The following is a 24,325-nucleotide window of genomic DNA, read 5'->3' on the forward strand; positions in this document are numbered from 1 at the left end:
GCGCCGGTGGCGCGCGAGCGCCTGCAGATCCTTCTGGCGCATGAGCGCACCGCGTTCGGGCGCTCGGACCTGGTGGCAGTCCTGCGCGAGGAGATCCTGGCGGTGATCGCCAAGCACGTCGCCATCGACCAGGAGAAGGTGAAGATCACCATGGAGCGGGGCGACGCGGTCTCGACCCTGGAGATCGACGTCGAGCTGCCGAAGGCCGTCCACCGGGCGGCCTGAGCCGACCAAGACCCGTGCCCGGGGGCCTTGCGCTCCCGGCCCGCCCGGGCGATTCAGACGCTCCCCGGACGGAGCGTGCTCTTGGCGGACGCCTTCCCACTCAACGACAAGCTGGCCCTGGTCACGGGGGCCGGCAGCGGCATCGGGGCGGCGCTTGCGGCCGGCCTCGCCCGACGGGGCGCCCGGCTCGTCCTCGTCGACCGCGACCCGGAGGGCCTGCGCGGCACCGAGGCGGCGGTGCGCGCCCTCGGGCGCGAGGTCGGCGCCCACCCGCTCGACGTCACGGATTTCGACGCCGTCGCGGCCCTGCCGGAGGTGGTCTCCGCGCGGCACGGCCCCCTCGATCTCCTGATCAACAATGCCGGCGTGGCGCTCGCCGGCCGCTTCGCCGATGTCGAGCTCGCCGATTTCGACTGGCTGATGGACGTCAACTTCCGCGCCGTGGTGCGGATGACCCGCGCCTTCCTGCCCATCCTGGAGAGCCGGCCGGCGGCGCAGATCGTCAACCTGTCGAGCCTCTACGGGATCGTCGCCCCCCCGGGCCAGGCGGCCTACGCGGCGAGCAAGTTCGCGGTGCGCGGCTTCTCCGAGGCCCTGCGGCACGAATATGCCGGCACCAGTCTCGGGGTCAGCGTGGTGCATCCGGGCGGCGTGGCCACGGCCATCGCCCGCAGCGCCCGGGTCGGCCCCCGCCTCGACCCCGCCGAGGTCGCCCGCGGCAAGGCGGCGATAGAGCGCCACCTGCGCCTGCCCCCCGAGGCGGCGGCGGAGCGCATCCTGCAGGGCATCGTGCGGCGCGAGCCCCGCATCCTCGTCGGCCGCGACGCCGCCCAGGTGGCGCTGATCCAGCGCCTGATGCCGGTGCGCTACTGGTCGCTGATCGCCCGCGCCATGGAGTGACCGCATGATCGCCCGCGAGACGAAGCGCCTGCCGAGCCTGCGCGCCCACCTGTTCGACTGGATCATCCGCCGGCAGGTGAAGCCGAAGCTCGCCCGCGCCGCCGGCGACATCGCGGCGGTGCGGCGGATCTTCGACCAGGCGAGCTTTCCCGACCCGCCCGGCATCGTCTTCCGACCGGGCGAGGTCGGGGGCATCCCGGGCGAATGGGCCGAGCGCCCAGGGCTCGCGCCGGATGCGCCGCGCCTCCTCTACCTGCATGGCGGCGGCTTCATCGGCTGCTCTCCGCGCACCCACCGGCCCGTGATCGGCGGCCTCGCCGGGCGGGGCCTGCGGATCTTCAGCCCCGATTACCGCCTCGCCCCCGAGCACCCGTTCCCGGCGGCCCTCGACGACGCGGCCGCCTGCTGGTCCGCCTTCGCGGCGGCGGGTCCGGCCGGCCTCGCCGGCGATTCCGCCGGCGGCAACCTCGCGCTGGCGCTGATGCTGCGGGCCCGCCGGGACGGGCTGCCGCTGCCCACGGCCGCGGTCCTGTTCTCGCCCTCGACCGACATGCTGGGCGAGGGCGAGTCGATGCGGGCGAATGCCCGCCGCGACGCGATGTTCGATCCCACCAAGCTCCAGCACCTGGCCGAGGCCTACCTCGCCGGGCACGACCCCGCCGACCCGCTGGCCTCGCCGCTGCGCGGCGACCTCGCCGGCCTGCCGCCGCTGCTGTTCCATGTCGGCGCCCGGGAGGTCCTGCGCGACGATTCGGTGCGCTTCGCCGCGAAGGCGCGGGACGCGGGCGTCGACGCCACCGTGACGGTCTGGCCGGTGGTGCCGCATGCCTGGCAGCTCGCCCACTCGTTCCTGCCGGAGGCGCGCCGCTCCCTCGCCGAGGCGGCGGCGTTCCTGACGGCGCGGGCCAGGGCGACGGAGGCGGTCCGGTGACGGAGGCGCCCGCCCGGCACACGGCATCCTGGCCGGACAGGCCCCTCGGCGTCCTGGTGATCGGGGCCGGCTTCTCCGGGCTCGCCATGGCGATCCGCTGCCTCCAATCCGGCATCGACGACCTCCTGGTGGTCGAGAAGGCCGAGGCGGTCGGCGGCACCTGGCACGAGAACACCTATCCGGGCGCCGCCTGCGACATCCCGGCCCATCTCTACGCCCTGTCCTTCGCGCCGAAGGCCGACTGGTCGCGGACCTATGCCGGCCAGCCCGAGATCGCCGCCTACCTGCGCGAGCTGGTGGAGCGGTTCGGCCTCGCCAGGCACCTGTCGCTCTCCACCGCCGTCACCGGCGCGGTTTGGGACGAGGCGCGGTCCCTCTGGCGGGTCGAGACCGACCGCGGCCCGCTGGAAGCCCGGGTGCTGGTCTCCGGCATGGGGGCGCTGCACCACCCCGCGCTGCCGGCGATCCCGGGACTGCAGACCTTCCGGGGCCCGCTCTTCCACACCTCGGCCTGGGACCACGGCGTGCCGCTCCGGGGCAAGCGCGCCGGCGTGATCGGGACGGGGGCGAGCGCGATCCAGGTCGTGCCGGCCATCGCCCCGGAGGTGGAGCAGCTCGTCCTGTTCCAGCGCACGCCGCCCTGGGTGATCCCCCGCAACGACCGGCCGATCGGCCCGCGGATGCAGGCCCTGTTCCGCCGCCTGCCGGCCGCGCGCCGGCTCCTGCGCGCCGCCCAGTTCTGGCTGCGGGAGGCGCAGGCCGCTCTCGGCTTCACCCGGGTCTCGGGCCTCACCCGCCTCGCCGAGGCGGCGAGCCGGCGCCACCTGCGCCAGCAGATTGCCGATCCCGGCCTGCGCGCGAAGCTGGCCCCGCCCTATCGGCTCGGCTGCAAGCGGGTGCTGATCTCGGACGACTACTACCCGGCCCTGACCCGGCCGAACGTGACGCTCGAGACCGGCGGCATCCGCACCGTCACCCCGGACGGCGTCACGATGCAGGATGGCCGCCACCACCCCCTCGACGTGCTGGTGCTGGCCACCGGCTTCGACGTCACCGCGTCCCTCGCCCGGGTGCCGGTGGTCGGCCGCGACGGGCTGATCCTGGCCCGAGCCTGGGGCGAGCGGGTGGCGGCGCATCGGGGCCTGGCGCTCGCGGGCTTCCCCAACTTCTTCATGCTCCTCGGGCCCAATACGGGCTTGGGCCACAATTCCGTGGTGCTGATGATCGAGGCGCAGGTCGAGTACGTGCTCGCCTGCCTGACCGAGATGCGGGCGCGCCACCTCGCGGCGATCGAGCCGGCGCCGGAGGCGCAGGCGCGCTACCTCGCCGAGCTGGAGACGCGGCTGTCGGGGAGCATCTGGCAGCAGGGCGGCTGCGCCAGCTGGTACCAGGACGCGTCTGGGCGCAACATCGCGCTCTGGCCCGGCACCGTCGTCGCCTATCAGCGCGCGATGAGGAGGCCCGACTGGGCCGAGTTCGTCCTCACCCCGGCAAGATCCCCGGCGTGAGCCGGCGGGCCCGCCGCAAGAGGCGTGAATCGCATCGCTGCGCTGCGGCGATGTGCTTTGCGCCCGTCATACGCGCGTGCTATCGGCCGGTGCCAACTCAATCCAGGCGAAATGCCCGCCGGGCGCCTTGCCCGGCGTATTGACGAGGCGGCTCCCGCGAGGGCCGCACGCACGAGGAGTTGGTTCATGGCCCGCATCAGCACCGACACGATCATCGAGGGCCTGACCTTCGACGACGTCCTGCTCCGGCCCGCCGCATCCTCGGTGATGCCGGCGGAGGTGAGCCTGAGCACCCGCCTCACCCGCTCGATCCGGCTCAACATGCCGATCATCGCCTCGGCGATGGACACGGTGACCGAGGCCCGGATGGCCATCGCGATGGCGCAGAACGGCGGCCTTGGGGTGATCCACCGCAACCTCGAGCCGCCGGAGCAGGCCGAGCAGGTCCGCCTCGTCAAGAAGTACGAGTCCGGCATGGTGCTCAACCCGATCACCATCCACCCGGACGAGACCCTGGCCGACGCCTACGGGCTGATGCGCCAGCACGGCATCTCCGGCATCCCGGTGGTCGAGCGCGGCCCCAACGGCTCGCGCGGCAAGCTCGTCGGCATCCTGACCAACCGCGACACGCGCTTCGCCACCGACCAGAGCCAGCCGGTCTCCCAGCTGATGACCCGCGACCGGCTGATCACCGTGCGCGAGGGCGTGACCCAGGACGAGGCCAAGCGCCTGCTGCACCAGTTCCGCATCGAGAAGCTTCTCGTCGTCGACGACCATTACCGCTGCATCGGCCTCATCACCGTCAAGGACATCGAGAAGCAGGTCGCCTACCCGAACGCCATCAAGGACGAGCAGGGCCGCCTGCGGGTCGCCGCCGCCACCACCACCGGCGACGGCGGGTTCGAGCGGGCCGAGCGCCTGATCGATGCCGGCTGCGACGTCATCGTGGTCGACACCGCCCACGGCCACTCGTCGAAGGTGCTGGAGAGCGTGCGCCGGGTGAAGACCCTGTCGAACGCCGTGCAGGTCATCGCCGGCAACGTCGCGACCCGCGAGGGTGCCCAGGCGCTGATCGACGCCGGCGCCGATGCGATCAAGGTCGGCATCGGCCCGGGCTCGATCTGCACCACCCGCATCGTCGCCGGCGTCGGCGTGCCCCAGCTCACCGCCATCATGGAGGCGGTCGAGGCCGGCAACGAGGCCGACGTGCCGGTGATCGCCGATGGCGGCATCAAGTATTCGGGCGACCTCGCCAAGGCGATCGCCGCCGGCGCCTCGGTGGCGATGCTGGGCTCGCTGCTCGCCGGCACCGACGAGGCCCCGGGCGAGGTCTTCCTGTACCAGGGCCGCTCGTACAAGAGCTACCGCGGCATGGGCTCGGTCGGCGCCATGGCGCGCGGCTCGGCCGACCGCTACTTCCAGGCCGAGGTCAGCGACACCCACAAGCTCGTGCCGGAGGGCATCGAGGGCCAGGTCCCCTACAAGGGCCCGGTCGCGGCGGTGCTGCACCAGCTCGCCGGAGGCCTGCGCGCCGCCATGGGCTATGTCGGCGCCCCGTCGATCCCCGAGATGCAGGAGAGGGCGCAGTTCATCCGCATCACCAATGCGGGCCTGCGCGAGAGCCACGTCCACGACGTGACCATCACGCGCGAGAGCCCGAACTATCCGGGGCGGGTGTGATAAGTCTGCCATTCGACGCGAGCGACCAAATGTAAGTCGCGGGATCCCCTCTCCCACACGGGAGAGGGGGACGCGCTCTCCTTTTCAGCACTGCGCATTGGTGCCGCCATGAGGCGCCAGCCCTCACCCCCCCTGCGTCCCCCCGGGCACCGGCCCGAGCCGCCGCGCCAGTTTCTCGATCCGCTCCGCCGTGCGCTGCACGGTCTCGGCGAGGCGCGCCTCGGCCGCCTCGCGCTCGGCGCTGCCGGCCTGGGTGGAGTCGCGCAGGGCTTGCGTCTCGTGCTCCATCGCCTCCATCCGGCGCCTGGTCTCGGCGAGCTCGTCAGCGAGGGTGAGCGCCGCCATGACGTGCAGGCGCATGTCGCCGATCTCGCCGAAGGCCTTGCGCATGTCGCCGATGCGGGCGTCGAAGCTCGCGGCCAGCCCCTCGAGGTGGCGCTCCTCGCCTTCGCCGCAGGCCATGCGGTAGGTCTTGCCGGCGATGGTGACGGTCACCTGAGGCATCGGCCCCTCCTCGAACGCATGAAACGCTGATCCCGGGGCCTCACCCCTCGCCGCGCTCGCCGGTCCGGCCGAGCACGCCCTCGACGGTGCCGATGGCCCGCCCGAGGCGGTGGTCGACCTCCTCGGTCACCGCCTGCATCTCGGCGAGGCGCGCGCTCGCCCCGTCCAGCTCCGCCGCCAGCCGGGCCCGGTCGTCCCGCATGATCTCCAGCTCGGTCTCGAGATCGCCGTGGCTGCGCTCCGCGTCGAGCCGGCGCGCCACCGCGGATTCGAGCAGGGCCACCGAGGCTTCGAGGCGGCGCAGCGCTTCCTCCACCGCTGCGGTCATGCTCACCTCCGAAAAACGCCGACAGGAACGCGGACAGGACGGCGAAACCCTAAAGGCCCGGGCGGCGCCTCGCAATCGCCGTGCCGGGGTCCTCGGCCGGTGTCCTTGGGGACGGCTGAGGACAATCAGGCCGCCGCCACCTCCAGGCGGTTCCGCCCCCCGGCCTTGGCCCGGTAGAGGGCGCGGTCGGCGGCCGAGAGCAGGGCCGGCAGGTCGTCGAGGCCGGCCTGCGCGGCGGCGAGGCCGACGCTGACGGTCGCCGGGATGCCGGGTTCGTCGCGGTGCGCCGCCGCCTCGGCGAAGCGGCGGGCGATGGCCTCGCCGATCGCCTGCGCGGACGCGACGTCCCGCCCCGGCAGCAGGGCGGCGAATTCCTCGCCGCCGAGCCGGGCCACCAGCGCATCCGGCCCGGCCGTGGCGCGGGCCACCTCGGCGAAGAGCCGCAGCACCGCGTCGCCGCCGGCATGCCCGTGGCGGTCGTTGATCGCCTTGAAGTGGTCGAGGTCGAAGGCGAGCAGCGCCACCGGCCGATCCGGCGTCCGCTCCGCGAGGCGCCGCGCGCCGTCCTCGAAGAAGCCGTGACGGTTCGACAGGCCGGTGAGGTAGTCGGTGCGCGACGCGGCGACGGCCCGCGCCTGCTCCTCCTCGCGCACCAGCGCGATGAGCCCCATCGGCATCGCCACCGAGTAGAGCACGCCCTCGTACATCGTCATCTTGCCGAAGACCGGCAGCAGCTCCGCGCCGTAGGCCGCCACGAGGAGGGGCGTCAGCACCGCGCGGGCGAGGTTGAACAGGCCGTGCCCGGCCGCGATCACGACCACGACCGGGCGCGAGCGCAGGCCCCTCGCGGTGCGGCTGCGCATCGCCGTCCAGGCGGTGAGCCCGCAGGCGAGCACGATCGGCACCGAGGCGACGTAGTTCCAGAATGCGCCGGGGAAATGAACGCCGAGGGTGGCCCACAGCAGGGCGAGGACGACGAGCACGGCGACGGGCCCGCGCAGCCGCGCCGGCCCGTCGAGGCGCGCGACGCCGTGCAGGATCATCAGGTAGCCGGCGACGATCAGCAGGTTGGCGAGCGCCGCGCCGGCGATGCCGGGCAAGTGGGCGCGGTTCATCCCCGCCAGCACGCCCGCCGCGAAGGCGAGGCAGGCCCCGGCCCAGATCCCGAGTTCGTGCGCGCGCCGCGGATGGGCCTGCCGCTCCCACAGCGTCATGGCGAACGAGACCAGCAGCGTCCCGATCATCAGGCAGTAGAGGGTGGAAAGGTCGATCTGCATGGCGGTCGTCACCTGTACCCGACCGCGTACACCCGCGCCGTGCGATTCCGGTTACAGATCCGCCGGTCTCTCACCGATCGCGCCGCCATGGTTAAGGAGCGCCTGACGGGATGCGCGAGGACGGACGGCCCGCCGCGGCCGCAGATCACGGGGCGGGATCCCCGGATCGGTGGATCGTCCCCGAGGGTGGACGCGAGTTTGACACGCCCCGGCACCATGATAGGAAGCCGGCGCCCCGCCGGGCGGCTGTCGCCGGCGGATTGACAGATACGAGCTGCCGTGACGCCTCCCGTGCTCCCCGCCAGTGCCGTCCCCGCCGGGACGGCCGGCGCGTCCGGGACGGCGAGCGCAGCGGGCCCCACCGGCGACGGCCGGCTCCCCGATCGTCCGGATCCGCGCTGCGCCCTCGCGCCGGCCGCCGCCGCGCGGGGCGCGCCCGCCCACTTCCTCCGCCACGCCAACCCCACGGGAGAGAACACATGACGGTCAAGGTCGCCATCAACGGCTTCGGACGCATCGGCCGCAACGTCCTGCGCGCCATCAAGGAGGCCGGCCGGACCGACATCGAGGTCGTGGCCATCAACGATCTCGGCCCGGTCGAGACCAACGCCCACCTGCTGCGCTTCGACTCGGTCCACGGCAAGTTCCCCGGCACTGTCTCGGTCGAGGGCGACCACATCGTGGTCGACGGCCAGCGCATCCGCGTCACCGCGATCAAGAACCCGGCCGAGCTGCCCCACCGCGAGCTCGGCGTCGACGTCGCGATGGAATGCACCGGCATCTTCACCGCGAAGGACAAGGCGAAGCTGCACCTCGAGGCCGGCGCCAAGCGCGTCCTCGTGTCCGCGCCCGCCGACGGCGCCGACCTCACGGTCGTCTACGGCGTGAACCACGACAAGCTGACGGCCGACCACCTCGTGGTCTCCAACGCCTCGTGCACCACGAACTGCCTCGCCCCGGTCGCCAAGGTGCTCAACGACGCCGTCGGCATCGAGCGCGGCTTCATGACCACGATCCACTCCTACACCAACGACCAGCCGTCGCTGGACCAGATGCACAAGGACCTCTACCGGGCCCGCGCCGCGGCCCTGTCGATGATCCCGACCTCGACCGGCGCCGCCAAGGCCGTCGGCCTGGTGCTCCCGGAGCTGAACGGCCGCCTCGACGGCACCGCCATCCGCGTGCCGACCCCGAACGTCTCGGTCGTCGACTTCAAGTTCAACGCCAAGCGCAGCACCTCGGTCGCCGAGATCAACGAGGCGATCAAGGCGGCGGCGAACGGCCCGCTCAAGGGCGTGCTCGGCTTCACCGAGGCCCCGAACGTCTCGATCGACTTCAACCACGATCCCCACTCCTCGACCTTCCACATCGACCAGACCAAGGTGATGGACGGCAGCTTCGTGCGCGTGCTGTCCTGGTACGACAACGAGTGGGGCTTCTCGAACCGCATGGCCGACACCGCCATCGCGATGGCGAAGCTGATCTGACGGCCGATGCCGCGCCGGCTCCGCCCGGAGCCGGCCCTCGTCGCGGGACAGGCCGGCTCCCCCGGGAGCCGGCCCCCGTACCGGGCGGCCCCGCGACGGGCCGCCTCCTAGCCCCGAGGACCCGCCGATGACCGACGCTGCGCCCTCCACCCGCCCCGCGAACGCCGCCGACGCCGCCCTGCTCCAGGGACAGGTCCCGACCCATCAGGGTCCGGCCAGCCAAGGTCCCGCCAGCCAAGCCCCCACCAGCCACGTCCCGGCAGGCCAGAATCCGGCCGGCCCGGTTCCGTCCGCCGCGCCGCAGGGGACACCCCCGGCCGCCTCGCCCCAGACCGTCCTGGGTTCCGCGACCCCGCTGCCGAGCCCGGTCGCCGTGGCGTTGCCGAGCCAGGTCGCCGACCAGCTCGCCCGCATCGAGGACAAGGCCTCGCGGATCGAGGACAAGTACGCCCGCTCCGAGGCGCTGCTGACCCGCGTCGAGGACCGGGTCGAGGCGGCCGGCGCCCGGATGAACGAGGCCGCCCGCCAGGCCGACCTCGCGGCCCTGCGGGGCGAGGTCCGGGCGCTCGCCGAGCGCACCCGCGGCCTGCCCGGCCTCGGCGCCCTGGTCCTGACCGCGGTGATCACCGCCGTGCTGACGGTGGCGCTGACCCTGGTGGCCCAGCGCCTCAACCTCCAGACCCTGATCCCGCTGCGCTGACCGCGCCGCCCTCTCCCCACGCGAAGGTGCCCCCGCCGATGACCCGTTTCCGTACCCTCGACGATGCCGGCGACCTCAAGGGCAAGCGCGTCCTCGTGCGCGTCGATTTCAACGTGCCGATGGACCAGGGCCGCGTCACCGACGCCACCCGGATCCTGCGCGTGCTGCCGACCCTCAACGAACTCTCCGCGGCCGGCGCCAAGGTGATCCTGCTCGCGCATTTCGGCCGCCCGAAGGGCAAGCCGGTGCCGTCCGAGTCGCTCCGCCCGATCGCCGAGGCGACCGCTGCGGCGCTCGGCCGCCCGGTCGCCTTCGCGGAGGATTGCGTGGGGGAGAAGGCCGCGTCCGCCGTGTCGGCCCTCAAGGACGGCGACGTCCTGATGCTGGAAAACACCCGCTTCCACGCCGGCGAGGAGAAGAACGACGCGGACTTCGTCAAGGCGCTGGCCCGGAACGGCGACGTCTACGTCAACGAGGCGTTCTCGGCCGCCCACCGGGCGCATGCCTCGACGGAGGGCCTCGCCCACGTGCTGCCGGCCTATGCGGGCCGCCTGATGCAGGCCGAGCTCGACGCGCTGACCAAGGGCCTCGAGGCCCCGGCCCGGCCGGTGGTGGCGATCGTCGGCGGCTCCAAGGTCTCGACCAAGATCGACCTCCTGAAGAACCTCGTCGCCAAGGTCGACGCCCTGGTGATCGGCGGCGGCATGGCCAACACCTTCCTGCACGCCGCCGGCCTCGGCGTCGGCAAGTCGCTGTGCGAGCGTGATCTGGCCGGCACCGCGCAGGCGATCATCGAGGCGGCGCGGGAGAAGAACTGCGCCATCATCCTGCCGGTCGACGGCGTGGTGGCGGAGGAGTTCAAGGCCGGCGCGCCCCACCACACCTATGGGGTCGACGCGATCCCGGAGACCGGCATGATCCTCGACATCGGCAGCCTGTCGGTCGACCGGATCTCCGCGGCGATCGACGACGCCCGGACCCTGGTGTGGAACGGTCCCGTCGGCGCCTTCGAGATCGCGCCCTTCGACCAGGGCACGGTGGCGGCGGCCCGCCACGCGGCGGCCCGCACCAAGGCCGGCAAGCTCGTCTCGGTGGCGGGCGGCGGCGACACGGTGGCGGCGCTCAACCATGCCGGCGTGTCCGAGGACTTCACCTACATCTCGACCGCCGGCGGCGCCTTCCTGGAATGGCTTGAGGGCAAGCCGCTGCCGGGCGTCGACGCGCTGCGCCAGAAAGGTTGAGGGTTCCGTTCAGGTCGGCGGGATTAGGACGCCCGCCGGCCCGTCCGCTATAGTGCAGCACCAAAGACAGTCTCGGAGGATTTCGACATGGCGCGCATCACGCTCAGGCAGCTCCTCGACCACGCCGCCGAGCACGGCTACGGGGTGCCGGCCTTCAACATCAACAACATGGAGCAGGGCCTCGCCATCATGGCGGCGGCCGACGCCACCGACTCGCCGGTGATCCTCCAGGCCAGCCGCGGCGCCCGCGCCTATGCCAACGACGTGGTGCTGGCCAAGCTGATCGACGGCCTGGTCGAGATCTATCCGCACATCCCGGTCTGCATGCATCTCGACCACGGGAACAACGAGGCGACCTGCGCCACCGCGATCCAGTACGGCTTCACCTCGGTGATGATGGACGGGTCGCTGAAGGCGGACGGCAAGACCCCGGCGGACTACAATTACAACGTCGAGATCACCCGCAAGGTGACCGAGATGGCGCACTGGGCCGGCTGCTCGGTCGAGGGCGAGCTCGGCGTGCTCGGCTCGCTCGAGAGCGGCCAGGGCGAGGCCGAGGACGGCCACGGCGCGGAGGGCACCCTCTCGCACGACCAGCTCCTGACCGATCCGGCGGAAGCCGAGAAGTTCGTGGCCGCCACCAAGGTCGACGCGCTGGCGGTCGCCATGGGCACCTCGCACGGCGCCTACAAGTTCACCCGCAAGCCCGACGGCGCCGTGCTGGCGATGCATGTGATCGAGGAGATCCACCGCCGCCTGCCCAACACCCACCTGGTGATGCACGGCTCCTCGTCGGTCCCGCAGGACCTGCAGGACATCATCAACCAGTATGGCGGCGAGATGAAGCCGACCTGGGGCGTGCCGGTGGAGGAGATCCAGCGCGGCATCAAGCACGGCGTGCGCAAGATCAACATCGACACCGACAACCGGATGGCGATGACCGGCCAGATCCGCAAGATCCTGCAGGAGAACAAGGCCGAGTTCGACCCGCGCAAGTACCTGAAGCCCGCCATGGACGCGATGACGAAGCTGTGCAAGCAGCGCTTCGAGGAGTTCGGCACGGCGGGCCATGCCGGCAAGATCCGGCCGGTCGCGCTGTCCGAGATGGCCAAGCGCTACGCCGCCGGCAAGCTCGACCCGTCCTTCGGCGGCCAGAAGGCGGCCGCGGAGTAAGGCCTTCGCGGCGCGGGGACCCTCGCGCCGCATCGCCGCCCTTCTTTCGATCCCGTCAGGGCGGGCGGCCGGTCGGTCGTCCGCCCGTCGCATTTTCGTCCCGCCCGAATCCCCGTAAAAGACCGCGATGGCCGAGCCCCAGACCCGCCTGATCCTCCTCACCGCCCCCGAGGCCGGCCCGGACCTCGGGGCCCGCCTCGCGCGCGCGGTCGCGGCCGGCGACGTCGCCGCGGTGATCCTGCGCCTTCCGCCCGGCGACGAGCGGGCGCTGGTCAACGCCGTCAAGGCGGTCGCGCCCGCGGTGCAGGAGGCCGGCGCGGCCCTGGTCATCGCCGGGGGCGGCACCATCGACCTCGCCACCGTGGCGGCCCGCAGCGGCGCCGACGGCGTCCACGCGGAGGCCGATCCGGGCGCCGAGGAGGACGAGGGCGGGGGCCCGCTGCGCTCCTTGCGCGAGCGCCTGCGCGACGGCCGCATCCTCGGGGTCGGGGGCGTGCGCAGCAAGCATTCCGCCATGGAGGCCGGCGAGGCTGGCGCGGACTACATCCTGTTCGGCGACGATCCCGGCCTGCCCCTCGACGACCTCGTGGCGCGGCTGACCTGGTGGGTCGAGATCTTCGAGACGCCCTGCATCGCGCTCGCCCGCGACCTCGCGGCGGTGCCGGCGCTTGCCGCCACGGGCGCCGAGTTCATCGGCCTCGACCCCGCCCTCTGGGCCGGGGACGGGGGCGAGGCCGCGGCCGCCGAGGCGCAGAGCCTCATCCGGAACCGCCCGGCGGCCGGGGAGGGGTGAGGATGCGCCTCTGCCACGCGACGCTGACGCTCGTCGGCGCGCTCGGTCTCGCGGCCGGGCCGGCCGCGGCCAAGCCCACCGGCACGATCCCGGCTCCTGCGGCTACCGCGCCGGCGACGCCGACGCTCGGCCCATCAGGCCCGACCCTGCCGGGCGCGGCCTCGCTGCCGCCCGCGCCCTCGAACGACCCGAATGCCGACCTCGCCTACGGCGCCTATCAGCGCGGCTTCTACGTCACGGCCTTCCGGGAGGCGACCAAGCGGCTGGAGAAGAACAAGACCGACTTCCCGGCCATGACCCTGCTGGCCGAGCTCTACAGCCAGGGCCTCGGCGTGCGCCAGGATCCCGCCCGCGCCGCCGAGTGGTACCGGCTGGCGGCCAATCTCGGCGATCCGCGCGCCGCCGGCACCCTCGGCATGATGCAGATCGAGGGCCGCGGTGTGCCGAAGGACTTAGGTGCCGGCCGCGCCCTCTTGGAGAAGGCCGCCGCCCGCGGCGACGCGACCGCGAGCTACAATCTGGCGCTGATCCTGATCGGCAGCGGCGCGCCCGCGGACCTCTCCCGCGCCGCCGACCTGCTGCGCCAGGCCGCCCACCAGGAGCTGGCCCCGGCCCAGCACGCGCTGGGCGTGCTCTACCTCCAGGGCCGCGGGGTGGCGAAGGATTCCGCGAGGGCCGCCGAGTGGTTCCGCCGCGCCGCCGACAACGGCGACCTCGCGGGCGAGGTCGAGTTCTCGATCCTGCTGTTCAACGGCGAGGGCGTGGCGAAGGACGAGGTCCGGGCTGCCCGCTACTTCCGCCACGCCGCCTTCCGGGGCAACGCGGTGGCGCAGAACCGCGTCGCCCGTCTCTATGCCAGCGGCCGCGGCGTCACGAAGAACCTCGTCGAGGCCGCGGCCTGGGACATGGCCGCCCGGGCGCAGGGGCTCTCCGACGCCTGGCTGACCCAGGCGGTGTCCGGCCTCACCCCGGAGGAGCGGGCCCGCGCCGAGCGCCTGGCGGCCGACCGGGCGGGGCCTTGATGGTTCGTGGCGTTCGTTCGTCGGTATCCGAAGCGCTTGGGCCGCAATAGTCGTAGAGTCTGATCTTGATTTTCACTTGGTGAACGAGCGCGGGATCCCCTCTCCCACACGGGAGAGGGGAGGCGTGCTCTGGATTTGAGGCAGCGGATTGAATCTGATCCGCTACTTGTTCGCCGCGACGGCGGTCACCGCCGTCATGTTGACGATGCCGCGCACGGTGGTGGTGTGGGTGAGGATGTGGACCGGGGCGGCGGCGCCGAGCAGGATCGGGCCGACGCTGATGCCCTGGCCGGCCACCACCTTGAGCGCGTTCAGGGTGATGTTGGCCGCATCCAGGTTCGGCATCACCAGGAGGTTCGCTTCGCCGGTGAGGCGCGATTCCGGAAACACCCGCTCCATCAGCGGCCGGCTGAGGGCCGCGTCGGCCTGCATCTCGCCCTCGACCTCGAGGTCCGGCGCCCGGTCGTTGATGAGGCGCAGGGCCTCGCGCATCTTGGCGGCGGAGGGGTTGCGGGCGGTGCCGAAGCTCGAATGCGAGACGAGGGCAACCCGCGGGGTCTGGCCGAAGCGGCGCATCTCGGCGGCGGCGAGCAGCGTCATGTCGGCCAGCTCGTCCGAGGCCGGGTCGAGGTGGATATAGGGGTCGCAGATGAACAGGGTGTGCCGCGGCAGCTGCAGCAGGCTCATCGCGGCGAGCGCCCGCACCTTCGGCGCCATCCCGATCACCTCGCGCACGTGGCGCAGGTGGCTGTGGTAGGAGCCGGTGCCGCCGCAGAGCAGCCCGTCGACCTTGCCGAGATGCAGGAGCATCGCGCCGATCACCGTCGGGTTGCGCCGCGTCTCCGCCAGCGCGACCCCGCGGGAGAGGCCGTATCGCTTGCGTAACGAGTAATAGCCCTCGGCGGCTTCCGCCTGGAACACCTCGTCGTCGAGGTCCTGCACGTCGACGTCGCGGTCGACCTCGATGCGCAGGCCCAGCGCCCGCATCTTGTCGGCGATGACCTCGCGCCGGCCCACCAGCACCGGCCGGGCCAGCCCCTCGTCGACCACCACCTGCGCGGCGCGCAGGATGCGGTCGTCCTCTCCCTCGGCATAGGCGACGCGGGCGCGGGCCGCCTCGCTCGCCGCGGCGAAGACCGGCTGCATCACCGTGCCGGAGGTGTAGACGCGGCTCTCGAGCGAGCGGCGATAGGCCTCGACGTCGAGCATCGGCTTCGTCGCGACGCCGCTCTCGGTGGCGGCGAGCGCCACGGCGGGCGCCACCTTGGTGATCAGCCGCGGGTCGAAGGGCCGAGGGATCAGGTAGTCGGGCCCGAAGGCGATGTCCTGCGTGCCGTAGGCCGCCGTCACCACGTCCGACTGCTCGGCCCGGGCGAGTTCCGCGATCGCCCGCACGGCGGCGAGCTTCATCGCCTCGTTGATCGTGGTCGCGCCGACATCGAGCGCGCCCCGGAAGATGAACGGGAAGCACAGGACGTTGTTGACCTGGTTCGGGTAGTCCGAGCGGCCGGTGGCGATGATCGCGTCGGGGCGCACGGCCTTGGCGGCCTCGGGCCGGATCTCCGGCTCGGGATTGGCGAGCGCCAGGATCAGGGGCTTGTCGGCCATGTCCTTGACCATCTCAGGGGTCAGCGCGCCGGCGGCGGAGAGGCCGAGGAAGATGTCGGCGCCCGGCACCGCATCGGCGAGGCTGCGGGCGTCCGTCACCTGCGCGTATTGCGCCTTCTGGGCGTCGAGGTTGTTGCGGCCCTGGTAGATCACGCCGCGGCTGTCGGTGACCAGCACCTTGGTCTTGTCGAGGCCGAGGCTGACCAGCAAATTGAGGCAGGCGATGGCGGCCGCCCCCGCGCCCGAGCAGACGACGCGCACCTCGCCGATCTTCTTGCCCACCACTTCGAGGCCGTTGAGGATCGCGGCGGCGGCGATGATCGCGGTGCCGTGCTGGTCGTCGTGGAAGACCGGGATCTTCATCCGCTCGCGCAGGCGGGTCTCGATCTCGAAGCATTCCGGCGCCTTGATGTCCTCGAGGTTGATGCCTCCGAAGGTCGGCTCCAGGCTCGCGATGATGTCGACGAGCTTGTCCGGGTCGGTCTCGTCGATCTCGATGTCGAACACGTCGATGCCGGCGAACTTGCGGAAGAGGCAGCCCTTGCCCTCCATCACCGGCTTGCCGGCGAGCGCGCCGATGTTGCCCAGCCCCAGCACCGCGGTGCCGTTCGAGATCACCGCCACGAGGTTGCCGCGGGAAGTGAGCTCCGCGGCCTGGGCCGGGTCCTTCTCGATGGCGAGGCAGGCGGCGGCGACGCCGGGCGAGTAGGCGAGCGCGAGGTCGCGCTGCGTGGTCATGTCCTTGGTCGGCAGCACCGCGATCTTACCCGGCGTCGGGAAACGGTGGTAGTCGAGGGCGGCCTTCTCGAGTTGCTCGTCCACGGCGTGTCCTCCTGGTGTTTGCGGGATGGCGGGTGCGCAAGGCGCGCGGGGTCGTCTCCCGGCCGGGGCCGTTCTGGGGGCACCGTTCGGGATGGGAACGCTCAAGGTTCGGGTCGTGATCCCGCCAAACCGTGGCGGGCTGACGTGTTTTACGGGCGCAGAACGCCAGGGCAGGGACGCAGAGTCCGACCCGGCCGCCTCATGCGAAGCCCACTAAGCTGATGTGTCGATAGTCGTTCGAAGATGAAGCGCGGGATCTCCCCTCTCCCGTTTGGGAGAGGGGCCGGGGGTGAGGGTGGCGCGCTTCCGTGTAAAGCTCAGGCCGTCGTGCGGGCACCTCGACTTTCAGTGCTTCATTCTGAGGCGCGCCACCCTCACCCCTACCCCTCTCCCACACGGGAGAGGGGATCCCACGCTATACTTGATCGAGGTTTTGCGGGACGGCAGTAGCACTACCGTCCCACCCCGAAGGCGTCCCCTCAATGCGCCTTCTTCTTCGGCATGTAGAGGTCGGTGATCGTGCCCTCGAAGGCTTCCGCCGCCATGCCGACCGTCTCCGACAGGGTCGGGTGCGGGTGGATGGTGAGTCCGATATCCTCGGCATCCGCCCCCATCTCGATGGCGAGCGCGGCCTCCGCGATCAGGTCGCCGGCCGAGGGGCCGACGATGCCGCAGCCGACGATGCGGTTCGATTCCTCGTCGAACAGCACCTTGGTGAGGCCCTCGTCGCGCCCGAGCGACAGCGAGCGGCCGCTCGCCGCCCAGGGGAAGACGCCCTTGCCGACCTTGATGCCCTTGGCCTTGGCCTCGTTCTCGGACAGGCCGACCCAGGCCACCTCCGGATCGGTGTAGGCCACCGACGGGATCACCTTGGCGTCGAAGAACGCGTTCTTGCCCGCGGCCGCTTCCGCCGCGACCTTGCCCTCGTGCACCGCCTTGTGGGCGAGCATCGGCTGGCCGACCACGTCGCCGATGGCGAAGATGTGGGCGGCGGTCGTGCGCATCTGCTTGTCGACCGGAATGAAGCCGCGCTCGTCCACCGCCACGCCGGCGGCCTCGGCGTTGATCAGCTTTCCGTTGGGGCGGCGGCCGACCGAGACCAGGATCTTGTCGAAGGTGTCGGTCGCGGGCGCCGAGCCGCCCTCGAACGTCACCTTGAGGCCCTCCGGCAGCGCCTCGACCGCCGTGACCTTGGCCTTGAGGTGGATCGCCTCGTACTGCTTCGAGATCCGCTTGAAGAGCGGGGTGACGATGTCCTTGTCGGCGCCCGGGATGATCTGGTCCATCAGCTCGACGATGGTCACCTTGGACCCGAGCGCGTGGTAGACCGTCGCCATCTCGAGGCCGATGATGCCGCCGCCGATGACGAGGAGGCGCTTCGGCACCCCGTCGAGCTCAAGGGCCCCGGTCGAGTCGATCACCCGCGGATCGTCATGCGGGATGAACGGCATCTTGATCGGCTCGGACCCGGCCGCGATGATCGCGTTGTCGAAGCCGATGATCTTCTTCGAGCCTTCGTGCTCGACCTCGATCTGGTGCGGGCTGACGAAGCGGGCGGTGCCGGTCACCACCGTCACCTTGCGCTGCTTGGCCAGGCCCCCGAGGCCGCCGGTCAGGCGCTTGACCACGCCCTCCTTCCAGCTGCGCAGCTGGTCGATGTCGATCTGGGGCGCGGCGAAGCTGATGCCGTGCGAGGCCATCGCCTGGCTCTCGTCGATCACCTTGGCGGCGTGGAGCAGCGCCTTCGAGGGGATGCAGCCGACATTGAGGCACACCCCGCCGAGGCTGGACCAGCGCTCGACCAAAACGACCTTCTTGCCGAGGTCGGCGGCGCGGAACGCCGCCGTGTAGCCGCCGGGGCCGGCACCGAGCACCAGCACCTCGGCCCGCATCGACTCGCCGGAGACCGGGGCCGCGCCCTTCGGGGCGGGTGCCGCGGAGGCCCCCGTGCCGCCCGCGGTGGCGGGCGAGCCGTAGCCCGCCTGGCCGGTGCCGGCGCTAAGCGGCGAGCCGCCGGCCGCGGCGGGAGCCGGGGCCGCCTTCTCGGCGACCTCGGGCTTGGCTTGCCCGGCGGCGGCGACGCCTTCCAGCACCAGCAGCAGGTCGCCTTCCGTGACCGTGTCGCCGGGCTTGACCTTCACCTCCGCGACCTTGCCGGCCACGGAGGAGGGGACGTCCATGGTCGCCTTGTCGGATTCCAGGACGACGATGGTGTCGTCGACCGCGATCGTGTCGCCGGCCTTGACCAGCACCTCGATCACCGGGACGTTCTTGAAGTCGCCGATGTCCGGCAGACGGACTTCGTTGCTCATTCGGATCGCCTCGCTGTTCTTCTCGTCAGACGACGAGGCGCCGGACGTCCTCGAGGACGTGGGCGAGGTGGCGGGTGAAGCGCGCCGCGAGCGCGCCGTCGATCACGCGGTGGTCGTAGGAGACCGAGAGCGGCAGCATCAGCCGCGGCTTGAACTCGGTGCCGTTCCAGACCGGCGCCATCTTGGAGCGTACGACGCCCAGGATCGCGACCTCGGGGGCGTTGACGAGCGGCGTGAAGCCGGTGCCGCCGATGCCGCCGAGCGACGAGATCGTGAAGGTGGCGCCCTGCATGTCGCCGCTGCCGAGCTTGCCGTCGCGGGCCTTCTTCGACAGCGCCCCCAGCTCCTGGCTGATCTCGACGATGCCCTTGCGGTCGGCGTCCTTGACCACCGGGACGACGAGGCCGTCCGGCGTGTCGACGGCGACGCCGATGTTGTAGAATTTCTTCAGGATCAGCGCGTCCTTCTCGGGGTTCAGCGACGAATTGAACTCCGGGAACTGGCGCAACGCCGAGACCGAGGCCTTGATGAGGAACGACAGCAGGGTGACGCGGTAGCCCTTGTCCTTGCCGGCGGTGTCGAGCTCCTTGCGGTAGGCGTCGGTCTCGGTGATGTCCGACTCGTCCGAATGGGTGACGAGCGGCACGTTGAGCCAGGCGCGGTGCAGGTGCGGGCCGGAGATCTTCTTGATCCGCGGCAGCGGCCTGACCTCGGTCGGGCCGAACTTCGAGAAGTCGACCGCCGGGATCTCCGGGATGCCCATGCCGCCGGACGGCGCCACGGCGCCGGCGGGAGCCGCGGCCGGGGCGGCGGAGCGCACCAGCGTGCCCTTCACGTCCTCCTTGGTGATCCGGCCCTTCTCGCCGGAGCCCTTGATCGCCGTCAGATCGACGCCGAGCTCGCGGGCGAGCCGCCGCACGGCGGGGCTCGCATGCACGTTCGAGAAGTCGGGCGCGGAGGAGGCGGGGGCGGCCGGGACCGGCGGCGCGGCGGGCTTGGCCGGATCGGGCTCCTGCTGCGGCATCAGGGCGGCGGTGTCGGCCGAGGGCGCCGCGCCGGCATTCGGGGTCGCGGCGGCCGCCGCGGCCGGAGCCTTCTCCTCGCCCTCGCCCTTGAGCAGCAGGACCGGGCTGCCCTCGCTCACCGTGTCGCCGACCTTGACCAGGATCTTCTCGATCACGCCGGCCGACGGGGAGGGCACCTCCATCGTCGCCTTGTCGGATTCGAGCGAGACGATCGGATCCTCCGCCCCGATCGTGTCGCCCTCCTTCACCAGGATCTCGATGATCGGGATGTCCTTGAAATCACCGATGTCGGGGATCTTGACCTCGATCGACACTGCGCACTCTCCCGAAATTCTTGGCTTGATGCTTTACGCAGATGGAATGATGGGCGCGCGGGGCCGGCCCCTCCCGCAAGGCGGGAGGGGTGGCTGCGCGGGTCGTGGATGTCAGACCGTCCAGGGGGCCGGCTTCTCCGGATCCAGCCCGTACTTGGCGATCGCCTCGGCGACCTTGGCGGCCGGTACGGCGCCCTCCTCGGCCAGGCTCTTGAGCGCCGCGACGGCGACCCAGTAGCGGTTGACCTCGAAGAACTCGCGCAGGCGCACCCGGTAATCCGAGCGGCCGAAGCCGTCGGTGCCGAGCACCTTGTAGCGGCCCGGCACGTAGGGCCGGATCTGGTCGGCGAAGAGACGCATGTAGTCGGTCGCGGCGATCACCGGGCCCTGACGGCCCGTCAGGCAGGTCTCGACGTAGGACTTCCTCTGGGTCTCGGTCGGGTGCAGCAGGTTCCAGCGCTCCACCGCCATCGCCTCGCGGCGCAGTTCGGTGAAGCTCGGGCAGGACCAGATGTCGGCCGCGATGCCGAAATCCTGCTCCAGCAGCTCGGCCCCGGCGATGACCTCGCGCAGGATCGTGCCCGAGCCCATCAGCTGGACGCGGGCCTTCGCACCCGCCTTGCCCTCGCGGAACAGGTACATCCCCTTGAGGATCCCGGGCGCCGCCCCCTCGGGCATGCCGGGATGCTCGTAGTTCTCGTTCATCACCGTGAGGTAGTAGAACACGTCCTCCTGCTCGGCATACATCCGGCGCAGGCCGTCCTGCACGATCACCGCCACCTCGTACGAGAAGGTCGGGTCGTAGGAGACGCAGTTCGGGATGGTGGCCGAGAACAGGTGGCTGTGGCCGTCCTCGTGCTGCAGGCCCTCGCCGTTCAGCGTCGTGCGGCCGGCGGTGCCGCCGATCAGGAAGCCGCGGGCGCGCATGTCGCCGGCGGCCCAGGCCAGGTCGCCGATGCGCTGGAACCCGAACATCGAGTAGTAGATGTAGAACGGGATCGTCGGCGCGTCGGAGTGGGAGTACGAGGTCGCGGCCGCGATCCAGGACGACATCGCCCCGGCCTCGTTGATGCCCTCCTGGAGCATCTGGCCCTTCTCGTCCTCGCGGTAGTACATCAGCTGGTTGGCATCTTCGGGCCGGTAGAGCTGGCCGACCTGGCTGAAGATGCCGAACTGCCGGAACATGCCCTCCATGCCGAAGGTCCGGCTCTCGTCGGGCACGATCGGCACGATGCGGTTGCCGATGTTCTTGTCGCGCAGGAGCGTGTTGAGCACCCGCACGAACGCCATGGTGGTGGAGATCTCGCGGCCCGCGGTCTCCTTCAGCTGGGCCGAGAAGGCGTCGAGCGGCGGGATCTGCAGGCTCTGCGATGTCTGGCGCCGGGCCGGCAGCGGGCCGCCCAGCGCCTTGCGCCGCGCCATCAGGTACGCGTGCTCCGGCGAGCCTTCCGGGAACCGGATGAACGGGATCTCGGCGATCTGGTCGTCGGAGAGGTCGATCTGGAAGCGGTCGCGGAACTGCTTGAGCACCGCCTCGCCCATCTTCTTCTGCTGATGGGTGATGTTCTGCGCCTCACCGGCCTCGCCCATGCCGTAGCCCTTGACGGTCTTGGCGAGGATGAGGGTCGGCTGGCCCTTGTGCTTCACGGCCGCGCTGTAGGCCGCGAAGACCTTGCTCGGGTCGTGGCCGCCGCGGGTGAGCCGCCAGATGTCGTCGTCGCTCCAGTCCTTCACCAGGGCCGCGGTCTCCGGGTATTTCCCGAAGAAGTGCTCGCGGATATAGGCGCCGTTCTTCGACTTGAAGTCCTGGTACTCGCCGTCGACGCATTCCTCCATCAGGCGCGCCAGCATGCCGGTGGTGTCGCGGGCCAGAAGCTGGTCCCAGCCGGAGCCCCACAGCACCTTGATGACGTTCCAGCCGGCGCCGCGGAAGTTAGCCTCGAGCTCCTGGACGATCTTGCCGTTGCCGCGCACCGGGCCGTCGAGGCGCTGCAGGTTGCAGTTGATGACGAAGACCAGGTTGTCGAGCTTCTCGCGCGCCGCGAGCGAGATCGCGCCGAGGGATTCCGGCTCGTCCATCTCGCCGTCGCCCATGAAGGCCCAGACCTTGCGGCCGTCGGTCTGGGCGAGCCCGCGATGGTGGAGGTAGCGCAGGTAGCGGGCCTGGTAGATCGCCATCAGGGGGCCTAAGCCCATCGAGACGGTCGGGAACTGCCAGAAAGCCGGCATCAGCCAGGGATGCGGGTAGGAGGACAGGCCCTTGCCGCCGACCTCCTGGCGGAAGCTGAGCATCTGCTCCTCGGTCAGGCGCCCTTCCAGGTAGGCGCGGGCGTAGATGCCCGGCGAGGAATGGCCCTGGACGTAGATCAGGTCGCCGCCGCGGTCACCCTCCGCGCCGTGCCAGAAATGCATGAAGCCGGTGTCGTAGAGGGTCGCGGCGGACTGGAAGCTGGCGATGTGGCCGCCGAGCTCGGACGAGTCCTTGTTGTTGCGCAGGATGATCGCGATGGCGTTCCAGCGGATCGCCGAGCGGATGCGGTGCTCGATCGCCCGGTCGCCCGGATGCGGGTCCTGCTTGTCGACCGGGATCGTGTTCAGGTACGCGGTGTTGGCCGAGTACGGGACCGGTGCGCCCTTCTTGCGGGCGCCCTCGATGACCTGCTCGATGAGGAAGTGCGCCCGCTCCGGGCCCTCGACCTCCAGCACGCCGTCGAGCGAGTCGAGCCACTCCTGGGTCTCGACGGGGTCGAGATCGCGACTGCGTTCCACGTTGTCCTCCCTAAGGTCATACTCGATCGGCGGGTCGAGCTGCCGCAGGCGTCAGCATTGTCCGTGCCACCGCGATGCTTTCGCAGCTCGCAAGAAATTTCAAGGGTTTAGCATGTATGCCGGCGGCGCCCGTTCCGGTCTTCCGCATCCTGCGCCGTGCTGCGGTGCGAAAACCCGGAACCGGCCGTGGTCGCCGTCGGCATCGCGGTTCCGACTGGGGGTCACGGTTCGGATTCTTGGCGTCACGGTTCGGACTTGCTCGGCGGGGTCGGAACACCGCCGAACCCCTGCTGGAACATCTTGAGGAAGAGATTCTGCATCTGGTCGGCATTCTGCGGAAACACCGAGAACCAGCTGCGCATGATGGTGTCGGGCGAGAACCGGTCCATCTCGGCCATCATGCGCCGCTCGACCTCGGCCATCACCGCCGCCTGCAGCGGCTCGACGTTGGGCAGACCCACGAACTGGCGCGCCTCGAGCGGGGTGCAATCGACCTCGACGCGGAACTTCATCGCATTCTTCCTTCTCGGGGCCCGACCCGAGTTTAGAGCACCTTTTGGGTGGCGTGGGAACCATGGTGGACCCAAAAAACGATGGTGAAATCAAGGGCCTAGTCGGCAACGGCGTGTGGCCCGCACGCGCGGCGCGGCCGCCCCGTCCTACGACGAAGGTCGTATGCGCCCCCTCGACCATTCCGGAGGCTTTGTAAAGCCGTATTGTTATGGGTCCGGCATGTCGCGGCTCAAGCCTGCTTGCGGCACGCTCGCCCAGGGGGCCGCCGCGAGGCGGGTTTCCAGGAACGCCACCAGGGCCGTGACCCGGGCCGGCCGGGCGGCGCCCGGCGGCATCAGGAGGTTGAGGCCGACCGGCGGCGGCGACCAGCCCGGCATCACCCGCTCGAGCCGCCCGGCGCGCAGGTCGTCCCAGACCAGGAAGTCGGGCTGCACGGCGATCCCCAAGCCCGCGCGCAGGGCCGGCGTGAGCGCGTCGGCGTTGTTCGCCCGCAGCCGCCCGGCGGGCGTCACCGTCACCTCCGCGCCGGCCGCGTCGTGGAAATGCCAGCGCTCCGGGTTCGGCAGGTAGGCGTAGCCGAGGCAGGCATGGCCCGCGAGGTCGCGCGGATGCGCCGGCCGGCCGTGGCGCGCCAGGTAGGCGGGGGCTGCCACCAGCGAGCGGCCGACGGCGCAGAGGCGGCGCAGGCGCAGGCTCGAATCGGCGAGCGCCGCGATGCGCAGGCCGAGGTCGAAGCCGCCGCCGACGAGGTCGACCTGCTGGTCGCTGAGGTGGAGGTCGACGGCGACCTCCGGGTGGGCGGCGAGGAAGTCGGGCAGGAGCGGCGCCACGTGGGCGAGGCCGAACGACATCGGGGCGGCGAAGCGCACGAGGCCCCGCGGCGAGGCCGATTGCGCCAGGGCCTCGGCCTCCGCCGCCTCGCCGGCTGCCAGGATGCGCGCGGCGCCGTCGAGGGCGAGGCGGCCGGCCTCGGTGAGCGCCAGGCGCCGCGAGGTACGGTGGAGGAGGGCGGCGCCGAGGCGCTGCTCGAGCCGGGTCACCGCCTTCGACACCGTGGCCTTCGACAGGCCGAGCTCCGCGGCGGCCCGGGAGAACGAGGCGGTCTGCGCGACCCGGGCGAAGATCGCCCAGGCCTCGAAATCGGGCAGCGGCATCGCGCGCGTCCGGAAACGATGGGTTTCGATTGTTTCTAT

The 24,325-nt window shown here is 71.4% G+C and carries 20 protein-coding genes; 11 read left to right on the forward strand and 9 right to left on the reverse strand.

Annotation, left to right across the window (positions count from 1 at the left end; translation table 11 throughout):
• The 5 genes from minE to guaB all read left to right on the forward strand — a co-directional run.
• Window positions 1–225 (forward strand): cell division topological specificity factor MinE (gene minE, locus EU555_RS15815; RefSeq protein WP_135415717.1); only part of this gene is annotated, 225 nt, incomplete at its 5' end.
• 81 nt (window positions 226–306) lie between these two features.
• The gene (locus tag EU555_RS15820) at window positions 307–1,125 is read left to right on the forward strand and encodes an SDR family NAD(P)-dependent oxidoreductase (protein WP_135415719.1); all 819 of its coding nucleotides are present in this window, start codon (window positions 307–309) and stop codon (window positions 1,123–1,125) included.
• 28 nt (window positions 1,126–1,153) lie between these two features.
• On the forward strand, window positions 1,154–2,056 hold the full coding sequence (locus EU555_RS15825) for an alpha/beta hydrolase (protein WP_135416133.1): 903 nt from the start codon (window positions 1,154–1,156) through the stop codon (window positions 2,054–2,056).
• Window positions 2,053–3,564 (forward strand): flavin-containing monooxygenase, encoded by a 1,512-nt coding sequence (locus tag EU555_RS15830; protein WP_245524325.1) that lies wholly within the window; start codon window positions 2,053–2,055, stop codon window positions 3,562–3,564. The genes EU555_RS15825 and EU555_RS15830 overlap by 4 nt, the downstream gene beginning before the upstream one ends.
• Window positions 3,565–3,750: 186 nt before the next feature.
• Window positions 3,751–5,244 (forward strand): IMP dehydrogenase, encoded by a 1,494-nt coding sequence (gene guaB, locus EU555_RS15835; protein ID WP_135415721.1) that lies wholly within the window; start codon window positions 3,751–3,753, stop codon window positions 5,242–5,244.
• A gap of 123 nt (window positions 5,245–5,367) precedes the next feature.
• Here the strand turns inward: guaB and EU555_RS15840 are convergent, their stop codons facing one another.
• From EU555_RS15840 to EU555_RS15850, 3 genes are all read right to left on the reverse strand, one after another.
• Window positions 5,368–5,748, reverse strand: a complete 381-nt coding sequence (locus tag EU555_RS15840) for a cell division protein ZapA (protein ID WP_135415723.1) — start codon at window positions 5,746–5,748, stop codon at window positions 5,368–5,370.
• 40 nt (window positions 5,749–5,788) lie between these two features.
• Entirely contained in the window at window positions 5,789–6,076 is a 288-nt protein-coding gene (locus EU555_RS15845; RefSeq protein WP_135415725.1) for a DUF4164 domain-containing protein, read from the reverse strand.
• 125 nt (window positions 6,077–6,201) lie between these two features.
• Window positions 6,202–7,353, reverse strand: coding sequence for a GGDEF domain-containing protein (locus EU555_RS15850; protein WP_135415727.1), 1,152 nt, complete (start codon window positions 7,351–7,353; stop codon window positions 6,202–6,204).
• 479 nt (window positions 7,354–7,832) lie between these two features.
• On the opposite strand from EU555_RS15850, the gene gap reads away from it, so the two are divergent.
• From gap to EU555_RS15880, 6 genes are all read left to right on the forward strand, one after another.
• Window positions 7,833–8,840, forward strand: a complete 1,008-nt coding sequence (gene gap, locus EU555_RS15855; protein WP_135415729.1) for a type I glyceraldehyde-3-phosphate dehydrogenase — start codon at window positions 7,833–7,835, stop codon at window positions 8,838–8,840.
• 127 nt (window positions 8,841–8,967) lie between these two features.
• Window positions 8,968–9,540, forward strand: coding sequence for a hypothetical protein (locus EU555_RS37615; RefSeq protein WP_342636478.1), 573 nt, complete (start codon window positions 8,968–8,970; stop codon window positions 9,538–9,540).
• A 38-nt stretch (window positions 9,541–9,578) separates the two neighbouring features.
• Window positions 9,579–10,781: a phosphoglycerate kinase gene (locus tag EU555_RS15865; protein WP_135415731.1), complete on the forward strand. Its 1,203-nt coding sequence runs from the start codon at window positions 9,579–9,581 to the stop codon at window positions 10,779–10,781.
• An 87-nt stretch (window positions 10,782–10,868) separates the two neighbouring features.
• On the forward strand, window positions 10,869–11,954 hold the full coding sequence (fba, locus tag EU555_RS15870; RefSeq protein ID WP_135415733.1) for a class II fructose-bisphosphate aldolase: 1,086 nt from the start codon (window positions 10,869–10,871) through the stop codon (window positions 11,952–11,954).
• 127 nt (window positions 11,955–12,081) lie between these two features.
• Window positions 12,082–12,747 carry a thiamine phosphate synthase gene (locus EU555_RS15875; protein WP_135415735.1) on the forward strand — a complete coding sequence of 222 codons (666 nt, stop codon included), beginning with the start codon at window positions 12,082–12,084 and terminating at the stop codon, window positions 12,745–12,747.
• A 2-nt stretch (window positions 12,748–12,749) separates the two neighbouring features.
• The gene (locus EU555_RS15880) at window positions 12,750–13,769 is read left to right on the forward strand and encodes a tetratricopeptide repeat protein (RefSeq protein ID WP_135415737.1); all 1,020 of its coding nucleotides are present in this window, start codon (window positions 12,750–12,752) and stop codon (window positions 13,767–13,769) included.
• A gap of 162 nt (window positions 13,770–13,931) precedes the next feature.
• On the opposite strand, the gene EU555_RS15885 is transcribed toward EU555_RS15880, so the two are convergent.
• The 6 genes from EU555_RS15885 to EU555_RS15910 all read right to left on the reverse strand — a co-directional run bounded on the left by EU555_RS15885 (window position 13,932) and on the right by EU555_RS15910 (window position 24,286).
• Window positions 13,932–16,226, reverse strand: coding sequence for an NADP-dependent malic enzyme (locus EU555_RS15885; protein ID WP_425375124.1), 2,295 nt, complete (start codon window positions 16,224–16,226; stop codon window positions 13,932–13,934).
• Between the two features lie 452 nt (window positions 16,227–16,678).
• On the reverse strand, window positions 16,679–18,511 hold the full coding sequence (gene lpdA / locus EU555_RS15890; RefSeq protein WP_135415741.1) for a dihydrolipoyl dehydrogenase: 1,833 nt from the start codon (window positions 18,509–18,511) through the stop codon (window positions 16,679–16,681).
• A gap of 25 nt (window positions 18,512–18,536) precedes the next feature.
• A complete protein-coding gene (aceF, locus tag EU555_RS15895; RefSeq protein WP_135415743.1) occupies window positions 18,537–19,850 on the reverse strand; it encodes a dihydrolipoyllysine-residue acetyltransferase in 1,314 nt (437 codons plus the stop codon).
• A 111-nt stretch (window positions 19,851–19,961) separates the two neighbouring features.
• A complete protein-coding gene (gene aceE, locus EU555_RS15900; RefSeq protein ID WP_135415745.1) occupies window positions 19,962–22,619 on the reverse strand; it encodes a pyruvate dehydrogenase (acetyl-transferring), homodimeric type in 2,658 nt (885 codons plus the stop codon).
• Between the two features lie 242 nt (window positions 22,620–22,861).
• A complete protein-coding gene (locus EU555_RS15905) occupies window positions 22,862–23,131 on the reverse strand; it encodes a DUF6489 family protein (protein ID WP_135415747.1) in 270 nt (89 codons plus the stop codon).
• 207 nt (window positions 23,132–23,338) lie between these two features.
• Window positions 23,339–24,286, reverse strand: coding sequence for a LysR family transcriptional regulator (locus EU555_RS15910; RefSeq protein WP_135415749.1), 948 nt, complete (start codon window positions 24,284–24,286; stop codon window positions 23,339–23,341).
• Window positions 24,287–24,325 lie beyond the last annotated feature (39 nt).

Source organism: Methylobacterium nonmethylotrophicum (assembly GCF_004745635.1).
In the GTDB taxonomy this organism is placed as follows: domain Bacteria; phylum Pseudomonadota; class Alphaproteobacteria; order Rhizobiales; family Beijerinckiaceae; genus Methylobacterium; species Methylobacterium nonmethylotrophicum.